General features: G+C 44.6%; 17 protein-coding genes. 12 read left to right on the forward strand and 5 right to left on the reverse strand.

Annotated features, from left to right (window positions below):
• On the reverse strand, nt 1–1,137 hold a 1,137-nt coding region (locus tag VFW36_RS03965; protein WP_329657514.1), incomplete at its 3' end, for a DUF6044 family protein.
• Entirely contained in the window at nt 1,134–2,987 is a 1,854-nt protein-coding gene (locus tag VFW36_RS03970) for a DUF6044 family protein (RefSeq protein WP_329657515.1), read from the reverse strand. The genes VFW36_RS03970 and VFW36_RS03965, both read right to left, overlap by 4 nt.
• 204 nt (nt 2,988–3,191) lie before the next feature.
• Between VFW36_RS03970 and VFW36_RS03975 the strand changes: the two genes are divergently transcribed.
• Both VFW36_RS03975 and pckA read left to right on the forward strand, forming a co-directional pair.
• Nucleotides 3,192–3,584 (forward strand): hypothetical protein, encoded by a 393-nt coding sequence (locus tag VFW36_RS03975; protein WP_329657516.1) that lies wholly within the window; start codon nt 3,192–3,194, stop codon nt 3,582–3,584.
• Nucleotides 3,585–3,706: 122 nt separating this feature from the next.
• A complete protein-coding gene (pckA, locus tag VFW36_RS03980) occupies nt 3,707–5,293 on the forward strand; it encodes a phosphoenolpyruvate carboxykinase (ATP) (RefSeq protein WP_329657517.1) in 1,587 nt (528 codons plus the stop codon).
• Nucleotides 5,294–5,608: 315 nt separating this feature from the next.
• Here the strand turns inward: pckA and glnA are convergent, their stop codons facing one another.
• Together glnA and VFW36_RS03990 are read right to left on the reverse strand one after the other, a co-directional pair.
• On the reverse strand, nt 5,609–7,039 hold the full coding sequence (gene glnA, locus VFW36_RS03985; RefSeq protein WP_329657518.1) for a type I glutamate--ammonia ligase: 1,431 nt from the start codon (nt 7,037–7,039) through the stop codon (nt 5,609–5,611).
• Nucleotides 7,040–7,111: 72 nt separating this feature from the next.
• On the reverse strand, nt 7,112–7,891 hold the full coding sequence (locus tag VFW36_RS03990; protein WP_329657519.1) for a histidinol-phosphatase: 780 nt from the start codon (nt 7,889–7,891) through the stop codon (nt 7,112–7,114).
• A gap of 77 nt (nt 7,892–7,968) precedes the next feature.
• On the opposite strand from VFW36_RS03990, the gene VFW36_RS03995 reads away from it, so the two are divergent.
• The 8 genes from VFW36_RS03995 (at nt 7,969) to VFW36_RS04030 (ending at nt 16,169) form a co-directional block, all read left to right on the forward strand.
• Entirely contained in the window at nt 7,969–8,679 is a 711-nt protein-coding gene (locus VFW36_RS03995; RefSeq protein WP_329657520.1) for a chemotaxis protein, read from the forward strand.
• A 52-nt stretch (nt 8,680–8,731) separates the two neighbouring features.
• Nucleotides 8,732–10,024, forward strand: a complete 1,293-nt coding sequence (locus VFW36_RS04000) for a peptidase U32 family protein (RefSeq protein ID WP_329657521.1) — start codon at nt 8,732–8,734, stop codon at nt 10,022–10,024.
• 25 nt (nt 10,025–10,049) lie between these two features.
• On the forward strand, nt 10,050–10,544 hold the full coding sequence (gene purE / locus VFW36_RS04005) for a 5-(carboxyamino)imidazole ribonucleotide mutase (RefSeq protein WP_329657522.1): 495 nt from the start codon (nt 10,050–10,052) through the stop codon (nt 10,542–10,544).
• 49 nt (nt 10,545–10,593) lie between these two features.
• Nucleotides 10,594–11,067 carry a DUF3972 domain-containing protein gene (locus VFW36_RS04010; protein ID WP_329657523.1) on the forward strand — a complete coding sequence of 158 codons (474 nt, stop codon included), beginning with the start codon at nt 10,594–10,596 and terminating at the stop codon, nt 11,065–11,067.
• Entirely contained in the window at nt 11,031–11,921 is an 891-nt protein-coding gene (locus VFW36_RS04015) for a damage-control phosphatase ARMT1 family protein (RefSeq protein WP_329657524.1), read from the forward strand. Before VFW36_RS04010 ends, VFW36_RS04015 begins: the two co-directional genes overlap by 37 nt.
• Nucleotides 11,922–11,956: 35 nt before the next feature.
• Nucleotides 11,957–12,838: a glycine--tRNA ligase subunit alpha gene (gene glyQ / locus VFW36_RS04020; RefSeq protein ID WP_329657525.1), complete on the forward strand. Its 882-nt coding sequence runs from the start codon at nt 11,957–11,959 to the stop codon at nt 12,836–12,838.
• Nucleotides 12,838–15,084 (forward strand): AAA family ATPase, encoded by a 2,247-nt coding sequence (locus tag VFW36_RS04025; protein ID WP_329657526.1) that lies wholly within the window; start codon nt 12,838–12,840, stop codon nt 15,082–15,084. The genes glyQ and VFW36_RS04025 overlap by 1 nt, the downstream gene beginning before the upstream one ends.
• A 65-nt stretch (nt 15,085–15,149) precedes the next feature.
• The gene (locus VFW36_RS04030; RefSeq protein WP_329657527.1) at nt 15,150–16,169 is read left to right on the forward strand and encodes a cytochrome-c peroxidase; all 1,020 of its coding nucleotides are present in this window, start codon (nt 15,150–15,152) and stop codon (nt 16,167–16,169) included.
• 62 nt (nt 16,170–16,231) lie between these two features.
• On the opposite strand, the gene VFW36_RS04035 is transcribed toward VFW36_RS04030, so the two are convergent.
• On the reverse strand, nt 16,232–16,912 hold the full coding sequence (locus tag VFW36_RS04035) for a L,D-transpeptidase family protein (protein ID WP_329657528.1): 681 nt from the start codon (nt 16,910–16,912) through the stop codon (nt 16,232–16,234).
• Nucleotides 16,913–16,981: 69 nt separating this feature from the next.
• Between VFW36_RS04035 and VFW36_RS04040 the strand changes: the two genes are divergently transcribed.
• Both VFW36_RS04040 and VFW36_RS04045 read left to right on the forward strand, forming a co-directional pair.
• Entirely contained in the window at nt 16,982–17,605 is a 624-nt protein-coding gene (locus tag VFW36_RS04040) for an acyl-CoA acyltransferase (RefSeq protein WP_329657529.1), read from the forward strand.
• Between the two features lie 96 nt (nt 17,606–17,701).
• A complete protein-coding gene (locus tag VFW36_RS04045) occupies nt 17,702–18,988 on the forward strand; it encodes a Na+/H+ antiporter NhaC family protein (RefSeq protein WP_329657530.1) in 1,287 nt (428 codons plus the stop codon).
• Nucleotides 18,989–18,997 lie beyond the last annotated feature (9 nt).

Here is an 18,997-nt window from a genome sequence, read left to right on the forward strand (position 1 = left end):
ATGTGAAAATTCGATCCACCCCTGATAATACCAAACACCATACCATACAGAGCTCCATAAAGAAAATGCCAAAAATCCTAAAAAAAGGCGATTTTTTTTCATAAAGACCAACGATGCAATGACAAGTCCCACCATACTTATCAGATAATACTGCGACATCAATACTATTTCCCACATCCCACTAAATAATGAAAGAGAAAAAATGACTATTGTCATCCAAGATATTCTCTGCGATAGGTCACTTTTGAACCATACAAAAATTAAAGCCAAATGCATAAGTGCCAACAGATAAAAAAATTGGAGATTAATCGAATGAACCTGACCGTATAGAAATGCATTATGGGCACCACGATATGCACCGAACCAATCAACTGATTTTCGGACAAATTCGCTTCGGTGAGAAACAAATCCCTGGCTAAAAAACATCTCAACCACAAGCCGATACTCAATTACTAAAAATAGGATTAGTGTCATCCCAAATGCCCAAAAAAGTTTTCGATGGAACTCTTTTTTTACTACCATTTCAGCACTAAAGAATAGAGTAACCGTCATTAAAAAGAAGAGGTAGATCAATATGAAATTACTAAAAAATGGGATGATTACCAACCCTATCCAATGAAACCATCGATCCTGATGTAATCGGATGACCAAAAGGAGATAGAGGGCAAAGGGGAGCAAAGCAACACCTAATCCCGTCGTAGCAAAGAATGGAGTCAATGCAAAGAGTAAAGATACCCCATGAATAACTAAGGTTTTATACTCTTCCGTTTCATTGCGAAATAGATGCGTCAATAATACCATCATACTCACATAGGCGATGAGGTGAATCATGATTTCATTAATAACAATCGCGGTAAATGGCTTAAAAAAGAAAAACAACCAAAGGAGATAATTGAACTCACTTCCATACACCAACCGTGGCAATCCACCCATCATATTGGGGATAATTTCCGATGAACCGCTAAAGATCATTCCACTATTCGCCAATATTTTTAAGGTAGGAACCATAATATCGAGATTGTCGTGGACACGGATATAATTAGTTTCACCATAAAGTACCAAAGGTACTAAATAAAGAAGTAATGTAGTGAAACTAATAAAAAACAAAAAAGACTTATATTCGTATAGGTCTTTCATTTTTTGGATAAATCAACTCGATAAAGATAAAACTTCCAAAAAGTATCTTTGCCGGAAAATTCACTTAAAAACACCAAATGCTTCATTTGTGACGCTTCTATACGGTGTGTTGATAAAAGATAATCTCCACCGACAGCTTTGTACGCTTCAAAATTTAGTGATAGTTTTTTCACGGTAGCTTCGGGACGAAAATACAAACTCGATTCACCGCCATCAAATAAATAACATTTACTCCCCCACCCCAAAAATAGCTTTCGATTTCCCTCGTCGGTTGAAAGGCTATTTTTTGTAATCTCATAAAAACGATATTTATACTCTAATGGATAACTTGTGACATATCCATCAATTGTATATAGCCCGTTATAAATGCTAATAGCTGGTTCAAATCCTATGCTACCCACGCGATACGTCGAGGGATCTTTACCGATAAATGCTTTAATTTTATCAAATACATCTTTAGCAAAATAAGCTCGATAAGTAAACGGTGAATCAGATGCTTTATAGGGTCTGATGTTGAGCATAACATACGAGTGGAAAAGTACCACACCGATAATTAGTATAGGAGCAAAACGAATTTTGCGTGTGATAATCACAAATCCTAAAGCTACAGCAATCATCCAAACAGCCATCTGAAGCAATGCGATACGAGCAAAGTTAAACTCTCGTAAAATATGAATTGTTTGAGAAAGCTTCCCTGTCCCTTCATAAAACCAAAATCCATGCCAAAATGAAAAAATCAATACAATCATCACAGTAGCCGCAAATGCACGGTATTGTTTTTTAAATACCATGAGACCTGAGAGCAAGATTATCAAGCTGGGAATCACATATCGATTTCCCAGAATAACTTCTACAAAATTCGGAAAAAGTATCCACATCAAAAAAGAACCAATTACTATGAATGACATATACCATGAAAGCCGTTTTCTTACAAATATAGAGGCCAAAACCAATGCTATAAAAGGGACAATAACCGCTGATGCCCGCGTATCCATATCTGTCGTACCATTCAAAAATGTTTGATGAGCACTACGGTATGTTTCAAAAAGAGTATTACTCTGAAATAACGCAAATTCTGTTCGATGAGATATAAAAAGATGCTGAATAAAGGTATCATAAAAAAGACGGTACTCAACCAGCACAAACATGACCGACATTAATACCATTGCACCAAAATAATGCCAATTTACACTTCGATTACGAATCGTATCAAAAGCCCAGACCCAACTTGCCAATAACAGAAAAAAGAAGTAAGTCAATACTAAACTGCTATAAAAAGGGATGAGTACGATAAAAAGCCAATCGTACCAGCGCTGAATTGCATTACGAAAATTTAAAAATACAAATAGCGCCAATGGAATCGAAGGGATACTAAGCCCCGCCCCCGTATAAAATGGTGCCAGCGCAAACATAATCGATACACCGTAGATAATCAAAAGTCGATAATGATGGTACTTAGGAACAAAATAACGGTTTAATAATATCAACATACTCGCAAACGCACCAAAATGGATTAGAGTTTCGTTGATTGTATAAGCAATAAATGGTGGAAAAAAATAAAATAACCACACATATACATTAAATTCGGTTCCATAAACAAGTCTAGGAAGTCCGCCCATCATATTTGGGATAATCTCACTTGATAGAGCAAAAATTTTACCACTATGCACAAGTGTTTTGAGTGTTGGAAAGACTATATCCAAGTTATCAAAACTTTTTACCTGACAATCCTGCCCGAAATAATAGAGAGGAAAAAGATAAATCTCCAACATTAAAAATGCGATAATTAGATAAAAACTATGACTATTTATAAAGTTTTTATAAAAATAAAACTCCAATTTTTTAATCAAATCAAACCCTTTCATTATTGAAAATAATTATCATAACTATTCTTTTGTATTAAATTCTACTGCTCTCTTTTTCTTTGAATCTGTATAAGCAAGGCTCAGATAACCTCTATTAAAAGCAATTATATCAAAAATGAGAAGTATTCCAATACCCTATTTTAAGTACACTATGGCATAATTTTCCAAAACAAGATTGAGGATAATTTTATGAAAATCGCTGTACCGGTAGTCGATGATAGTTTAAGAATGGCAGGTAATGCCGGACATACACCCTACTTTGCCGTATTCAATCTCAACGGAGGGATGTTTAAGACATTTACATTAGAAGGATTGCGTGCCAATCCAAAAGTCGCCGGTGAAGATCACCACGATCACGATGAGCACCACACGTGTGACCATGACGAAGGTGACGTGGAACACATCAAAGCACACGATACGATGGCAGATACCATCGAGGATTGCGATTATCTCGTTGTTAAAATGGCATGCAAAAATACCGCCAAGAGCATGAGCAACGTCGGGGTAAAGCTTCAAAAGTACAACGGGATCGAGACATTGGCCCAAAAAGTTTTGAGCGAATTGGCATCTCAGTTCAAATAATCCTCCACTTTAATTCTCGTTTATAAATTGTAGGCGTATAATTCGCACCATAAATGAAGTGAAAGCTTCAAATCTTCATCTGTGTACAGTATACAGATGAGCCCTAAAAGGTAAAATAATCCATGATTTCCGCAGAGATTGAGACGTTAGGCATAAAAAACAGTGGAACAATTTTCCATAACCTCAGCTTCGATGAGCTGATTCAACATGAACTCGATAACGGTGAATGTAAGCTAGCTTCAAGCGGTGCGACAATGGTCGATACCGGTATTTTTACCGGTCGAAGCCCTAAAGATAAATATTTCGTCAACCAAGACCCTTCGAATAAATATATTGCGTGGGGCGATGTCAACAAAAAAATCGACAAAGCCGTTTTTGATGAGCTTCTCGTTGTTGCACGCGAACAACTCTCCGGAAAAGACCTTTATGTTACCGACGTATTTTGCGGATCAAGCGCATCTAGCAAGCGCTCCGTACGTTTCGTCTCTGAAATCGCATGGCAAGCCCACTTTGTCAAAAATATGTTTATCCGTCCGAGTGAATCGGAACTGAAAAGCTTTAAACCCTCTTTTACCGTACTCAATGCCTGCAAAGCGGTAAACGAACAATGGAAAAATCACGGTCTAAATTCTGAAGTCTTCGTCCTTTTTGATGTCGAAGCGAATCTCTGTATCATCGGCGGAACATGGTACGGCGGAGAGATGAAAAAAGGGATTTTCTCCATGATGAACTACTGGCTTCCACTAGAGGGCAAGCTCTCCATGCACTGTTCTGCGAATGTCGGAGCGGCGGGCGATACCTGTCTATTCTTCGGACTCAGCGGTACGGGGAAAACAACTCTCTCCACCGATCCTAAACGCGCACTCATCGGTGACGATGAACACGGATGGGATGATGAGGGTGTTTTCAACTTCGAGGGGGGATGTTACGCGAAGGTGATCAATCTCGATCCGTCCAGCGAACCAGAAATCCATAACGCGATTCGCCGCAATGCGCTTTTAGAAAATGTCGTATACGATGAAGACGGAATCGTCGATTATACCGACGGTTCTAAAACGGAAAATACCCGTGTCTCGTATCCAATCGAGCACATCGACAACCATCAGCCGTCCCTCATGGCGGCTCACCCTAAAAACATCATTTTTCTCTCTGCCGATGCATTCGGTGTATTGCCTCCGGTAAGTAAACTTACCAAAGAGCAAGCAATGTACTACTTCCTCAGCGGCTATACGGCAAAAGTTGCGGGTACAGAGCGCGGAATCACTGAACCTGTCGCAACGTTCAGTTCATGTTTCGGTGAAGCGTTCTTGCCGTTGCATCCGACTGTCTATGCAAAACTTCTCGGTGAAAAAATCGATCAGCACGGCGTAAATGTCTATTTGGTCAATACCGGATGGACAGGGGGCGGATATGGTGTCGGTAAACGTATGAGTATCAAAGACACCCGTGCGTGTATCAATGCAATCTTAGATGGTTCTATCCAAGAGAGTGAATTCGATACTACGAATACCTTCGGTTTCCATATCCCTAAAACTCTCGGAGACATTAATCCGACTATCCTAAACCCTCGCAATGCATGGGCAGATCGTGATGCGTATCTTGTTCAACGCGATAATTTAGCAGCGCTTTTCATCAAAAACTTCCAAAAATATACAGACGGTAATAGTGATTTCGATTACTCTGCTGCCGGTCCAAAACTTCCAAACTAATCTTGCTCTCTACTTTTCTTTTTAACAAGAAAAGTAGCAAAAGAAAATCGCCCTCACACCAAAACGCTGGCGGTACGTTTGTGCACTACTGCACACGACCTTGCTCTTGGTGTGGTGTGAGGGCATTATTATAAAATTCCAGTGATCCAACTCATAGAGCCATTCCGTAGGCAGCAGTGCCGAGAGGAATGAGCGTTCTTGGATCACGGTATGATCTTTTGGTACTTTTCTGACTAAACAGAAAAGGACAAATAAAAAAATATGTATTAGTTAAGTGAAGAAAAAGCGTGCAGGGCTTTCACCCCACACAGAAGATTAACAAGAGTAAGTAGATTTGAATTCGAACGCAGTAGGACGAGCTTCGTCAGGCCATACTTGTGTTTCAAATTTGTAGTTTTGATAGGTATCGATGAACTCATCAGTCATAACCGGTTTCAAGAAGTCGTTATCACGGATCAATGATTCCAATGCACCACGTAGTGTGTGTGGCATTTGTTGGATACCTTTTTCACGGATTTCATTCAACGTGAGTTCGAACAAATCTTCGTCCATCGGTCCAACCGGAACAGTTTTGTTTTTGATACCATCTAGACCTGCGAGCAACATTGCGGTAAACGCAAGGTATGGGCATGAAGTTGAATCTGGGAAACGCATTTCGATACGTGTTGCTTTTTCACCCGCACCGTATGGAACGCGGCAAGAAGCAGAACGGTTTTGGCTTGAGTATGTCAAGATTGACGGTGCTTCAAATCCAGGGATAAGACGTTTGTATGAGTTAGTTGATGGGTTAGTGAACGCCGCAACCGCGCGAGCATGAGCAAAAATACCACCTACATAATGCAATGCTGTTTCAGACAAGTTGCTGTAACCGCCCTCTTTGTAGAATGTGTTTTTGCCGTCTTTCCAGATTGATTGGTGAACGTGCATACCGTTACCGTTGTCTCCGTAAAGCGGTTTAGGCATGAAAGTAACGGTTTTGCCGTTAAGGTGAGCAACCATTTTGATAACGTATTTAAGTTTTTGAACGTTGTCAGCCGCTTCAACCAAGGTTCCGAAAACGATACCGATTTCCCCTTGACCTTGTGCAACTTCGTGGTGACCGAGAACAACTTCAAGACCAACTTGTTCCAATGCCAACATCATCTCAGCACGAAGATCAACCATAGTATCGATCGGCGCTACCGGGAAGTATCCGCCTTTAGTACGTGGGCGGTGACCGGTGTTGAAACCGTCTTTGAAATCTTTTGCATCATTCCATGAACCCTCTTCAGTGTCCACTTCGTAGTATGAGCAGTTTACTTCGTCGCGAATTTTAACATCGTCGAATACGAAGAATTCATTTTCAGGTCCGAAATAAGCTACGTCACCGACACCCGCATTTGCAAGGTGCTCAAGCGCTTTTTTAGCGATTGCACGAGGACATTTTTCGTAAGCTTGTCCTTTGTAAATATCATAAACGTCACAGAAAACGATAATGGTCGGATCAGCGGTAAAAGGGTCCATAAACGCAGATTCTGCGTCCGGTTTCAACAACATATCCGAACGGTTGATCGGCTGCCAAGCATCGATAGACGAACCGTCAAACGGCAAACCGCCGGTAAAATGGCCTGCATTAACCGCACTCATGCGATAGCTAACGTGGTGCCATGTCCCTTTCATATCGGTGAAGCGAAAATCAACAAATTGAACATCGTTCTCTTTACAAAAACTGAAAAACTCGTCGACATTGTTTACGAATTTACCCATGCAAAACTCCTGAAAATATTAAAGTGAAAGCAGTATAGCAAATTCTGACAAAAAATGAAGAGTGTAGAGTGGTTAAAATTTAATCATTTCTCGATCTCTGCCACGGTAAAGGGCACATTTGTCATATCCTACGGAACGTGCCAATGCTTCGACTTGCTCTGTGTATAAACCTACCTGCTCTTTGCAGTGGGCATCCGAACCGAACGTAATCGGTATCTCTAATTCGGCGATTTGCTCCATCAAAAGAGGAGACGGGTAAGCTTCGCTAATGGGTTTTCGGTATCCTGAGACATTGATCTCTATCGACATATTCGCTTTTTTAATCGCTGCCAATGCCCCACCTGCCAATAGACGAATATCTTTAGTCGGGAGATATTTGAACACTTTGAGAAGGTCTAAATGACCGACAATATCAAATTTCCCGCTCATCGCCATCGATTCGACCAATGCAAAATAACGTCGGTAAATTTCATCAATATCCGCTCCCGCGTATCGCCCGATAAATTCTGGATTATCAAACCCCCAATCGTCAATAAAATGGACGCTTCCGATCAAATAATCGCACGGTCGATCTAATACACTCGCCTCCATATATCCGGGGAGATAGTCGATCTCATACCCCAGTAAAACGGTGATTTTTGAGCCATATTGTTCTTGCGCTTCTTTTATCCAAGACTCATATACATCCATTTGGTCAAAACGCATCCGGTACGTAGGATCATAATGCATCGGCGCATGATCGGAAAATCCGAAGTATTTGGTTTGGCATGCGATAGCGGCTTCGACATACTCCGCTACGGTTCCTGTAGCATGGTTGCATAGCACCGTGTGGTTATGAAGATCAACTTTCATAAATATTCCCTAAGAAAAAATTATCGTTTTAATGTTATTATAGTGCAATTTTAAAAAAATCGTTGAGGATAGAGATCATGACGCAAGAAGAGTTAGATGCGCTAATGAATGGTGATGTAGATTTGGATGTCGGGTTCGAAGAAGCAGAAGAAACGGCCGAACTTCCTGAATCTTCAGAAGAGCCTCAAGAACATCAATACTACAATGAAACCGATGTTGATAAATACCGTGTTTCCGCATTGCACAGCTGGCCGCCGCCACCGCCGACGGATGACAACAAGATGGTGCATCAGCTCGATGATGTCACCAAAGAGAGTGAACAAAAAGCGACTCAAATATTTGACCTCATCGAAGGGATCAGTAATGATCTGGGCAAAGGGGAAAAAGATGTCAAAGCACTCCAAGCGATTATTAAAAGCAATATAGACCTCTTTAGCACCCTAAGTGAGAAATTCCCACATATTGAAGCATTTAAAACTCAATTGGCTGAAAATGAAAACGCATCACAAGGGCTTAACGATATTTTAGAGATGCTTCAAAACGGCGGAGACACCATTATGAACATCATGGATATTATGCAATACCAAGATATTCATCGTCAAAAAATCGAGCGGGTTATCAACGTTATGCGTGCCCTCTCAACCTATATGAACCACCTATTTTCCGGAAAAATCGATGATAGCAAACGGGTAAGTTCAGCGGTTCACATCCACGGTGATACAACAACCGAAGATGTCGTAAGCAGTGATGATATCGAAGCATTACTTGCTTCGTTTGGGCAAAAATAAATAAACAAAACGATACAATCTGCTCACTATTTTTGACCACAAGAGAGTCATATTGAAAAAAGTCGAGCTCCTCTCCCCTGCGGGGAATTTAGAAAAATTAAAAATCGCTATCGATTTCGGGGCAGATGCCGTATACGGCGGTGTGAGCCACTTCTCGCTCCGTATCCGTTCGGGCAAAGAGTTCGATTTGGAGAGCTTCAAAGAGGGGATCGACTACGCCCACGCACGAGGCCGTAAAGTCTACGTCACGATCAACGGATTTCCTTTTAATTCCCAACTCAAACTTCTCAAAGAGCATATTGCCACTATGGCTTCACTCAAGCCCGATGCGTTTATCGTCGCAACGCCCGGTGTATTGAAACTTGCCCACCAGATTGCACCTCAGATACCCTTGCACCTCTCAACGCAAGCCAATGTTATGAATGTCCTAGACGCTCAGGTGTACTACGATATGGGGGCGCGCCGCATCATCGCCGCACGGGAAATTTCGCTCAAAGACCTCAAAGAGATCAAAAAAGAGCTCCCCGATTTGGAGATCGAAGTATTCGTACACGGTTCGATGTGTTTCGCCTACAGCGGCCGATGTTTGATCTCGACACTCCAAAGCGGACGGGTACCGAACCGTGGAAGCTGTGCCAATGACTGCCGCTTTCCGTATGAGATGTATGCCGCCAATCCGGAGACGGGAACCCTCTTCAAACTCGTTGAAGATGAAGGGGTCGGAACCTATATCATGAATTCCAAAGATCTCAATCTCGCAAGCCACATCAAAGAGATTTTGGATGCGGGATGCATCGACTCGCTCAAAATCGAAGGGCGTACTAAAGCACCCTACTATGCCGCTATTACGGCAAAAGTCTACCGCCGTGCGATCAATGATTACTACGAGGGAAAAAGTGACCCTGAACGCTATCAAAAAGAGCTAAATACGATGCAAAATCGGGGATTTACCGACGCCTATCTCATCAACCGCCCTTTTGAAAAAAACGATACTCAAAATCTCGATTATTCGATGATGATGGGGACCCATCAGGTGAGCGGCATCGTCGATGAGTCGGGAGAGTATTTCGAGTGTAAATACAAAACTTTCCCGAACGATACCATGGAACTCGTCTTCCCTGAGGGGAGTCTCCTAGAACCGATCGATAATGAGATCGGAAAAGTTTGGGAAGAAAACGGTGAGTGGCACATCTCATTTAAACAGCTCCTCGCTGAAAACGGCAAAGTTTGGGATCAAGTCCACAGCGGAAATCTAAACCGCTTTAAACTGCCGTGCGCTCTGCCTCATTTCACCTTTTTCCGTATCCCCGCCACCGAAGATATGGGGACAGTTACCAAATGTTAATTTCAAAACCTAAGGAGTCAATTCAATGAAATTCGTATCAATTATTATGGGAAGCAAAAGTGACTTTGATGTCATGAAATCGTGTTCAGAGACCCTCGAAGAGTTCGGTGTTCAATACGAGCTTATCATCTCATCAGCGCACCGAAGCCCGGAGCGTACCAAAGAGTACGTTCTCGCGGCAGAAGCAAAAGGGGCACAGGTATTTATCGCAGCAGCCGGTATGGCGGCACACTTGGCAGGTGTTCTTTCTTCCAAAACGATCAAACCGATTATCGGTGTCCCGATGAGCGCATCGGCTCTCAGCGGTATCGATGCACTCCTCTCTACCGTTCAAATGCCTGCAGGTATGCCCGTAGCTACCGTCGCTATCGGAAAAGCGGGGGCGATCAACTCCGCGTATCTAGCAATGCAGATTTTAGCGTTAGAGAACGAAGAGCTTCGAATGAAACTCCAAGAAGATCGTATCGCCAAAGCGAAAAAAGTGGAAATGGATTCATTAGAGATCGAGACTATTTTATAATTAGGGTACGCATTTTGCTATACTATTTAAAATTTGAAGGCGGTGGAGTATGCAAGGTTGGATGAGTATCGACGAATACGCACAAATGACAAATATGGATCGCAGTGCTGTTGAAGCCCTGATCGTTCGCGGAAAGCTCACTACCCTTATCGAAGACGGTGAAGTGATCATCGATCCGGGTCAGGGGATGGCGGGTATTGTCCCTGCAACCCTGCAAGAGATGAGTGCCTCCCAAGCTGATGTAACCTTGGGTGCCAATTTCGTCGAAAAAACCATCGGTACTATCATCAACCTTCATGAAAAAGTCCTCGTAGCCAAAGAGGAGACGATCGAATCGATCAAAAATGAGAACGAATTTCTCAAAGACGCCCTCTCCTCTCTCCAAGAGCTCTATGAAGAGGATCGAAACACAATCGCTACCCTCACCGAACAGCTCAAACTCTCTCAACAAGAGGTAGAGTTTATGCGCCGTAAATACAAACTGATGTGGGGCAAAGTCATCGACGATCACGCCGCTCAATGACGATCCAGAGCGAATGTATAGGGTGTATCACTGCCCAGAGCAAAAGAGTTTGCGAAGCAATCCATGCCGACGAAACGCTTAGTAAGCAGATAATCAGCTACGTCGAAACGGCTCTTCAAAATGCCGATTTTACCCTCTCACCGCCCGTTATCGCCGCACCGCTGTACGAGCAAATGGCTATTCTCGCTCAGAGTGATGATTTGTACGAAGAGCAAAAACAACACGCCTCAGCGCAGGCTAAAACCTATACCCCTTTTTTAGAAGAAACGATCCAAAACAGTGATGATCCGCTCATCGCTATCCTCAAAACTGCCGTAGTCGGCAATGTGATCGATCTCGCCGCCGAAGTGAGTTTTGATCTGCATGAGGCGATTATGTCGGTCTTTAATATCCCCTTTGCCCACGATGATACCGAAACGTTGCGCGCTACCCTCTCACAGGCAAAAACACTCCTCTATATCGGGGACAATGCGGGAGAACACCTCTTTGATGCATTGGCGATCCGCTTTCTCCAAAAGTTCTATCCGCACATCCATGTTACCTATTTGGTACGGGGAAAACCGATCATCAATGACGTCACCATGAAAGAGGCACAGGAAGCAGGGATCGATAAAATATGCACCCTCATGGATAGCGGTGTTCCGACTCCCGGATTTGTCTATGAACTCGCTTCCGCTGAAGCCCGAAAGCTCTTTGATCATGCCGATCTGATTATCGCCAAAGGGATGGGAAATTATGAATGTATGACTCCGCAAAAGCGGCGTAATATCTGCTTTTTACTCAAAGTAAAGTGCTCCGTTGTTGCCGCTTCGCTGGGCCACGAGATCGGTTCTATTGTCTGTAAGATAGACTGAGTTATAATAGCGAACTTTTTTTACGGGAAATATGTATGATTACGTTCGGTGATATGCTTTTAAAACTTCAACAATTTTGGAACGACCAAGGGTGTGCCATAGTACAGCCTTATGACATTGCCGCCGGTGCGGGGACTTTTCACCCTGCAACGTTTCTTCGCTCACTCGATTCCAAACCGTGGTCGGTTGCCTATGTCGCACCGAGCCGACGCCCGACAGACGGTCGTTACGGAGAGAATCCGAACCGTTTGGGAAGCTACTATCAGTTTCAAGTCCTCATCAAACCAAGTCCTGAGAATATCCAAGAGCTTTATCTCAAAAGTCTCGAATACCTCGGTCTAAACCTCAAAGATCATGACATCCGTTTCGTTGAAGACAACTGGGAATCTCCGACGCTCGGCGCTTGGGGCTTGGGCTGGGAAGTGTGGCTGAATGGTATGGAAGTGACTCAATTCACCTATTTTCAGCAAGTGGGCGGAGTAACGTGTGATCCCGTAGCCGTTGAAATCACCTACGGTACGGAGCGTCTGGCAATGTATCTACAGGGAGTCGACACGGTATTTGACATCGTATGGAGCGAGAATAAATTCGGACAAACCCTCTATCGCGACATCCACAAAGAGGGTGAGATCGAGTTTTCAAAATACAACTTCGAAATCGCCGATACGGCAATGCTTTTTCACGAGTTTGAAGCTAAAGCCGCCGAGTGCAAACGGTGCCTCGATGCCGAGCTTCCCCTCCCTGCGTATGATCTGTGCATGATGGCGTCCCATACGTTTAACACCCTCGATGCGCGCAAAGCGATCTCGGTAACAGAACGTGCCAACTACATCCTCAAAATCCGTGAACTCGCCAAAGGGTGTGCAGAGTTGTATAAATCACAAGAAGAGGAAAGAAACCTCCGCGTAAAAGCGTGATGCAAACCCTCATCGGTCAGATTGATCGGATCATCTACCAAAACAACGGCTTTTTCATCGCCGCGCTCAAAGGGGGGGATAAAATCAGCGCCCACTACTACGAGAGCGATGTCGATAATCTCAAAGATGCGGCGGTGACCCTCAAAGGTTCATGGGAAGAACACGCTCAGCACGGGCGGACGTTTAAAGCCCAGAGTCTCATCGTCAACCAAAACGAACTCTTCTTTTTTCTCAACCGCGTCGTCAAAGGCTTTACCAAAAAACTCACTGCCGAACTGATCGAGAAGTACGGAACCGAGGGGCTCATCGATATATTGGATAACGATTGTGATCGCCTCCTCGAAATCAAAGGGATGAATGAGAAGCGTCTTCTCAAACTCTCCAGCGGATGGAAGCAGTTTCGCTCCATGAGAGCATTGGGAGAATTTTTGGCTCCCTACGGAGTCACCCCCGCGCTTCTGCGACTCATAGCCGGAGCGTTAAAAGAGCTCAAAGATCCTATCGAAGCGATCAAACACAACCCCTACGGCCTAATGCGAATCAACGGGATCGGGTTTAAAAAAGCCGATGAGATCGCCCTGAATATGGGGCTAAGCGCGGATGATGAGCGGCGTATTCAAGCGGCAATGGAGTATACCCTCAGTGAATACTGCGACTCTGAGGGGAACAGCTGTATCGAAAAAAATGCCCTTTTTGCCAAACTCGATCTCCTCGTAGCATTAGGGGATCAACGTACCTACGAAGAGGCACTCGATGACCGTCTGCGAGAGGGGAGCATTACGTTACTCCCCAGTTCCAAACTCTCCCCAACCCGAATTTATGAAGCCGAAACACTCCTGATAGAGCAGTTTAAACGTCGAGGTAAAAATACGCATGAACCTCTTTGTGATGATCTAAGAGCATTTTGTGAAGCTCATGCTCTCACCCTCGGTGAACAGCAATTTAGCGCCTTGGAACTCATTAATCGCGGTGCAGGACTTATCTTGCTTGTCGGGTACGCCGGAACGGGGAAAAGTACTACCGCCAAAGCGCTCCTCGATCTGCTATCCACCCGCCATGAACCGAGCCTCATTATGACGTGTGCTTTGAGCGGTATCGCCTCTCAACGGATACGGGAGCGCAGCGGCTATCAAAGTTCTACGATTCAAAGTCTGCTGGTGCGATTCGAATCGCACGACACGATGCCTTTTCAGGTGATCTTGATCGATGAAGCCTCGATGATCAACTCGATGCTCTTTGCACGGCTGATGGCGAAGATTGATCGCGATGCAACGGTGATTATCGTCGGCGATGATGCACAGCTCCCCCCTATCGGAGCGGGAAGTCCGCTTAGCGATGCGATTGCCCTAAACCTCGCCCCGACGGTGATGCTCACCCAAATCTACCGCCAAAGCCCCGATCAAGCAATCGCCCTGATCGCCAACGAGGTTCGAAAAGGGATAATCCCCAATTATCAAGAGAGCTATGAAGACTTTACCTTTTTGAATGTCGATCTCCCCAACCGCTATGCCCTCAAAAATTCTCTCACGGCAACCGAATTCGAAGAGGTACTCAAAACCCACGCCCACAATACGTTGGCGGCTATCGCCGATGTCACTTTGAAATATCTCTCTGAGTCGCGCGAAAAGCTCGAATCCAAACAGATACGCGAATACCTCAGTGCCTTTCAGGTGATCTCACCTATGAGAGGCAATGCACTGGGGGTCGATAATCTCAACCTCTTGTTGCAAAGCTATTTCAACCCGAATCCGAAGAAAAAAGTCAAAACGCTCAAAGGGGAGTTTGGGCTCCACGACAAAGTGGTGCACACCAAAAATGAAAACCTCCCCTCCACGACCCCAGAAGAGTTTAAAGAGAGAAATGATCCGAGTGAGCGGCGGATATTTAACGGGATGTGCGGTCTTATTTTCCGACTCGATGAGGAAGAGGAACTCTGTTATGTCTATTACCCCAATGAAGAGCTGATCGTCCACTATAAATATGATCAAATCAGCGATTATCTGAACCTCTCTTATGCATTGAGTGTCCACAAAGTTCAGGGGATGGAATACGAGCAGGTTGTGATGGTGATGAGTTTTTCACACCACATTATGCTCAATACCAAACTCCTCTATACGGCGCTCACACGGGCAAAAAAACATTGCATTCTCGTGGGCGAAAGTGGGGCATTTGAATCAGCGTGCCGACGACTGGAACACTCGAAACGCTCAACGGTAATGCAAGAAGTCGCATTAACTAAAGGATAAAAATTTTCCTTTAGGTTATTGTGCTACAATTTTCATTCCTAATCCAAATACCACAAGGATTCACCATGAAAACATTACTTCTTTCCGCAATCGTTGCGACATCGGTTATGGGCGCTTCGCTCGTAGATGAAGCCAAATCCGCCGGTTTAAAACCGATCCCCTCATCCGCTAAAGCTCTTGAAAAACTCACCTCTAATCCAAAAAATCCGACCACTTCGGCTAAAGCGGAACTGGGGAAAATGCTCTATTTCGAACCACGCCTCTCTAAAAGCGGTTTGATTAGCTGTAACAGCTGTCATAACCTCGCTATCGGCGGAACAGACGGTATGGCTTCGGCAATCGGACACAAATGGACCTCCAATCCGCACGGTTTGAGCTCACCGACAGTTTACAATGCCGTATTCTACAGCCAACAGTTCTGGGACGGGCGTTCACCTCATCTCGAAGACCAAGCTCAAGGACCGATCCAAGCGGGACCTGAGATGGCAGCACCGAAAGCATTTGTTGAAGGTGTAGTTAACTCAATGCCTGAATACGTCGCTATGTTCAAAAAAGCGTACGGTAAAGATGTCAAAATCGATTTTGCTAAAGTAGCCGATACCATCGCCGTGTTCGAGCGCACTCTCGTTACTCCATCACGCTATGATGATTTCTTGAACGGGAAGAAAAATGCGTTGAGTACTGCGGAGCAAAAAGGGCTTAAAACCTTTATTACCAAAGGGTGTGCTACCTGTCACAACGACATCGCACTCGGTGGAACCATGCAGGCTTTCGGTGTGGTCGCTCCGTATAAACACATGAACGTAGGAGATTTCAAAGGGGATAAAAACGGTATGGTACGTGTACCGACTTTGCGTAACGTGACACAAACCGCCCCGTATTTCCACAACGGACAAATGGCAACGCTTAACGAAGCGATCAAAGAGATGGGGCGTATCCAACTCGGTGTTACTTTGAGCGATACAGAGACAGCTGAGATCGAAACATTCCTAAAAGCGCTAGAGGGTAAAAAACCGACTGTCGTTTATCCGATGCTTCCGGCTTCTACAGCAAAAACTCCTAAAGTGGATGTTGTTAACAACTAACACATCGTCATTCCCGCGAAGGCGGGAATCCAGCTAGACTCCCGCCTTCGCGGGAGTGACACTTACTCACACTTTATCCCCTCGAACTCTTCTCGGTATTTCCCACATTCACTTTTTAACACTTGCACTATCTGCGGCTTTTTCACAGGGTCTAACCATTTAAGCAATTCAAGAAGCGGCGCTTCATCCATCGCACTGCAACCCGATGTAGGATGCTTGTCCGAATGGTTAAGATGGATAAAAATACATGAACCGCGACCGCGTTGTGCCGTATCGTTGTATCCGATCACCGCGCCGTAGCGATAAACACCGTCGGATCGGTGCATCGTTTCGTAACTAGAGGGGAGAGAACTTTTGTCATAAATACGGAGCATTTTGTTATAGCGGGAGTCATTTATATCATCCACACAATAAAGATTGTCGTCCGCATACCAGTAGGGAAGTTTAAACGTCGTATTTTGATCGTAACCGAACGCTGCCGTAATGGGGAATACTCCCGCGGGAGAGCGCCCGTCTCCCTCATTTTTAAGAGGCTCTTTAAACGCAACGTATCCCAAACCGCTTCGTCCTAGCGTCACGGGGGTTTGATCGCCGATTTTAACCCACTGCTCTTGCTTCTCATACCGCTGCATCGACGCTTTAGTCGCATTGAGCTCGCTTGAGAGTACCACTACCAATTGCTCTGATGCAACGACCATAAAAAGTGAAGACGAAAGGAAAAGGGACAAAGTTATTTTCAACATCTCATTTTTCTTAGTTTATTTTAAAGTTAGGTAGTATAGCATATTGAAAATCGCAAGAGTGAGGCAATAATGGCAATAACGGTTCGTAAAGCAACGGAGGCGGATATTGACATTATTGCCCAAGCATTGTTGGAAAGTTCCCGTGGAGGAAAGAAAATCGGATTGTTCGATCTGGTTTTCAATACCTCTGATAATGAAGCTCTTTTAGACAATCTCAAACGCTTATCCCTCACAAACACCAAAAGTTATTGTCACTTCTCCAACTTTTTTATCGCCCTCTCCGATGGTGCACTTGCCGGAACCATCTGCGGATACGAACCCCGTATCGCTACCCATGAAATTTTTTCCAAAGCGCTCGAAGAGATCGGGTTTGATGAAACCTATCACGAACGGATCGCCGCGTATCTACTGTGCGAGGGGGAAGTAGACAACAAAACGTTTGTCCTCGATTTTATGCTGATCAAGCCGGAGTTTAAAAGCCTTGACGTCTTTAAAGAACTCATCGGAAAAAGTATGCTCACCGCCCGTCTCAAAGGGTACCGCAAAGTCCAAACGGCAATCGAAATCGGCTCTGTAGAGAATGAAATGATCTACAAAAAATTGGGATTCAGTGTTATCGATGAAAAACGGAGCGAGTACTATAAAGAGCAATTCGACCGTGCCGGAATTATGCGTCTGCAAATGATATTGTAAGGATCTCTTATAGAATATGGAATTTTAGGGTTAATCCCTCCGCTCATCGCTATCCTCCTCGCTTTTTTCAGCCGTTCCGTTTTTATTGCACTCGCTATGGCGGTTCTCGTCGGTGAGTTTATTATTGCCGATTTTCATCCCCTTACTGGACTTATCCTAGGCTTTGAGCGTTTTGGAGGACTACTGAGTGAGGGGTGGGTACTCAAGACCCTCGCTTTTGCGATCATGGTGGGTTCGGTTATGACCCTTATTGAGCGAAGCGGCGGGGTCAACGGTCTAGTACATGAACTGAGCGTTAAACGCTCTATTGTCAAAACCAAACGGGGTGCGCTGATGCCCAGTTTTATCGCCGGGATTATCGTATTTATCGAATCCTCCATCACGTCACTCGTTGCGGGTGCCATCGGGCGCCCTTTTTGTGATCGTCACGGAATCAGTCGTGCCAAACTCGCTTTTGTCTGTGATTCGACCTCAGCTCCCGTATGCTCACTGATCCCACTCAACGGTTGGGGTGCCCTTTTACTCGGACTGATCGGGGGACAAATCACCGCAGGGCTGATTGCGGGAGAGAGTGCGACATGGTTAGTTCAATCCATCGCCTTTAATTTTTATGCCTTTATGGCTCTCATCGTCACCTTTATCGCCGTGTGGTATGAGATCGATATAGGTCCCATGCGCCATGCGGCTATTACCCCTCCCCAAATCGAATGTGAGGATGCAAAGGGAGATATTGGGCTATTTTTATGGCCGATGGCGTGGATGATCGGAGGGGTCATTACTTTTATGTTTATCACGGGAGAGGGAGATATTTTCAAAGGTTCAGGCTCAACCTCTATCTTTTACACCCTTCTCATCACTTTGATACTGATGCTGGGATATTACCGGTTTAAAAATGCTCTTACTACCCGTGAGTTTTTATCTGCCGCTTTGAGCGGAGCGAAATCAATGGCTCCGATAGCCGCTATTTTGCTGTTTGCCTTTGCCATCGGCGGAGTGAGTTCGGATATGCACGTGGGGCAATATCTCGCCTCGTTTATCGGTGATTATCTCCCTAGAGAGTATTTGGCGGGGGCTATTTTTGTTCTGGCGGCGATTATCGCCTTTGCAACGGGGACAAGTTGGGGCACCTTTAGTATCATGCTCCCCATCGCGATTCCCCTCTCTGTCGGTCTCGATGCTCCGATCGCACTGGCAATGGGCGCGGCCATATCGGGCGGAGTCTTCGGCGATCACTGCTCCCCTATCTCCGACACTACCATTATCTCTGCCATGGCGAGCGGATGCAGCGTCCAAGAACACACTCGAACTCAGCTCCCGTATGCTCTGATTGCAGCCGGAATATCACTCATTTTATTTATTCTATTTGGAATCGCACTAACATGACAAAAGCCT

The organism is Sulfuricurvum sp. (genome assembly GCF_036279695.1).
GTDB lineage: Bacteria > Campylobacterota > Campylobacteria > Campylobacterales > Sulfurimonadaceae > Sulfuricurvum.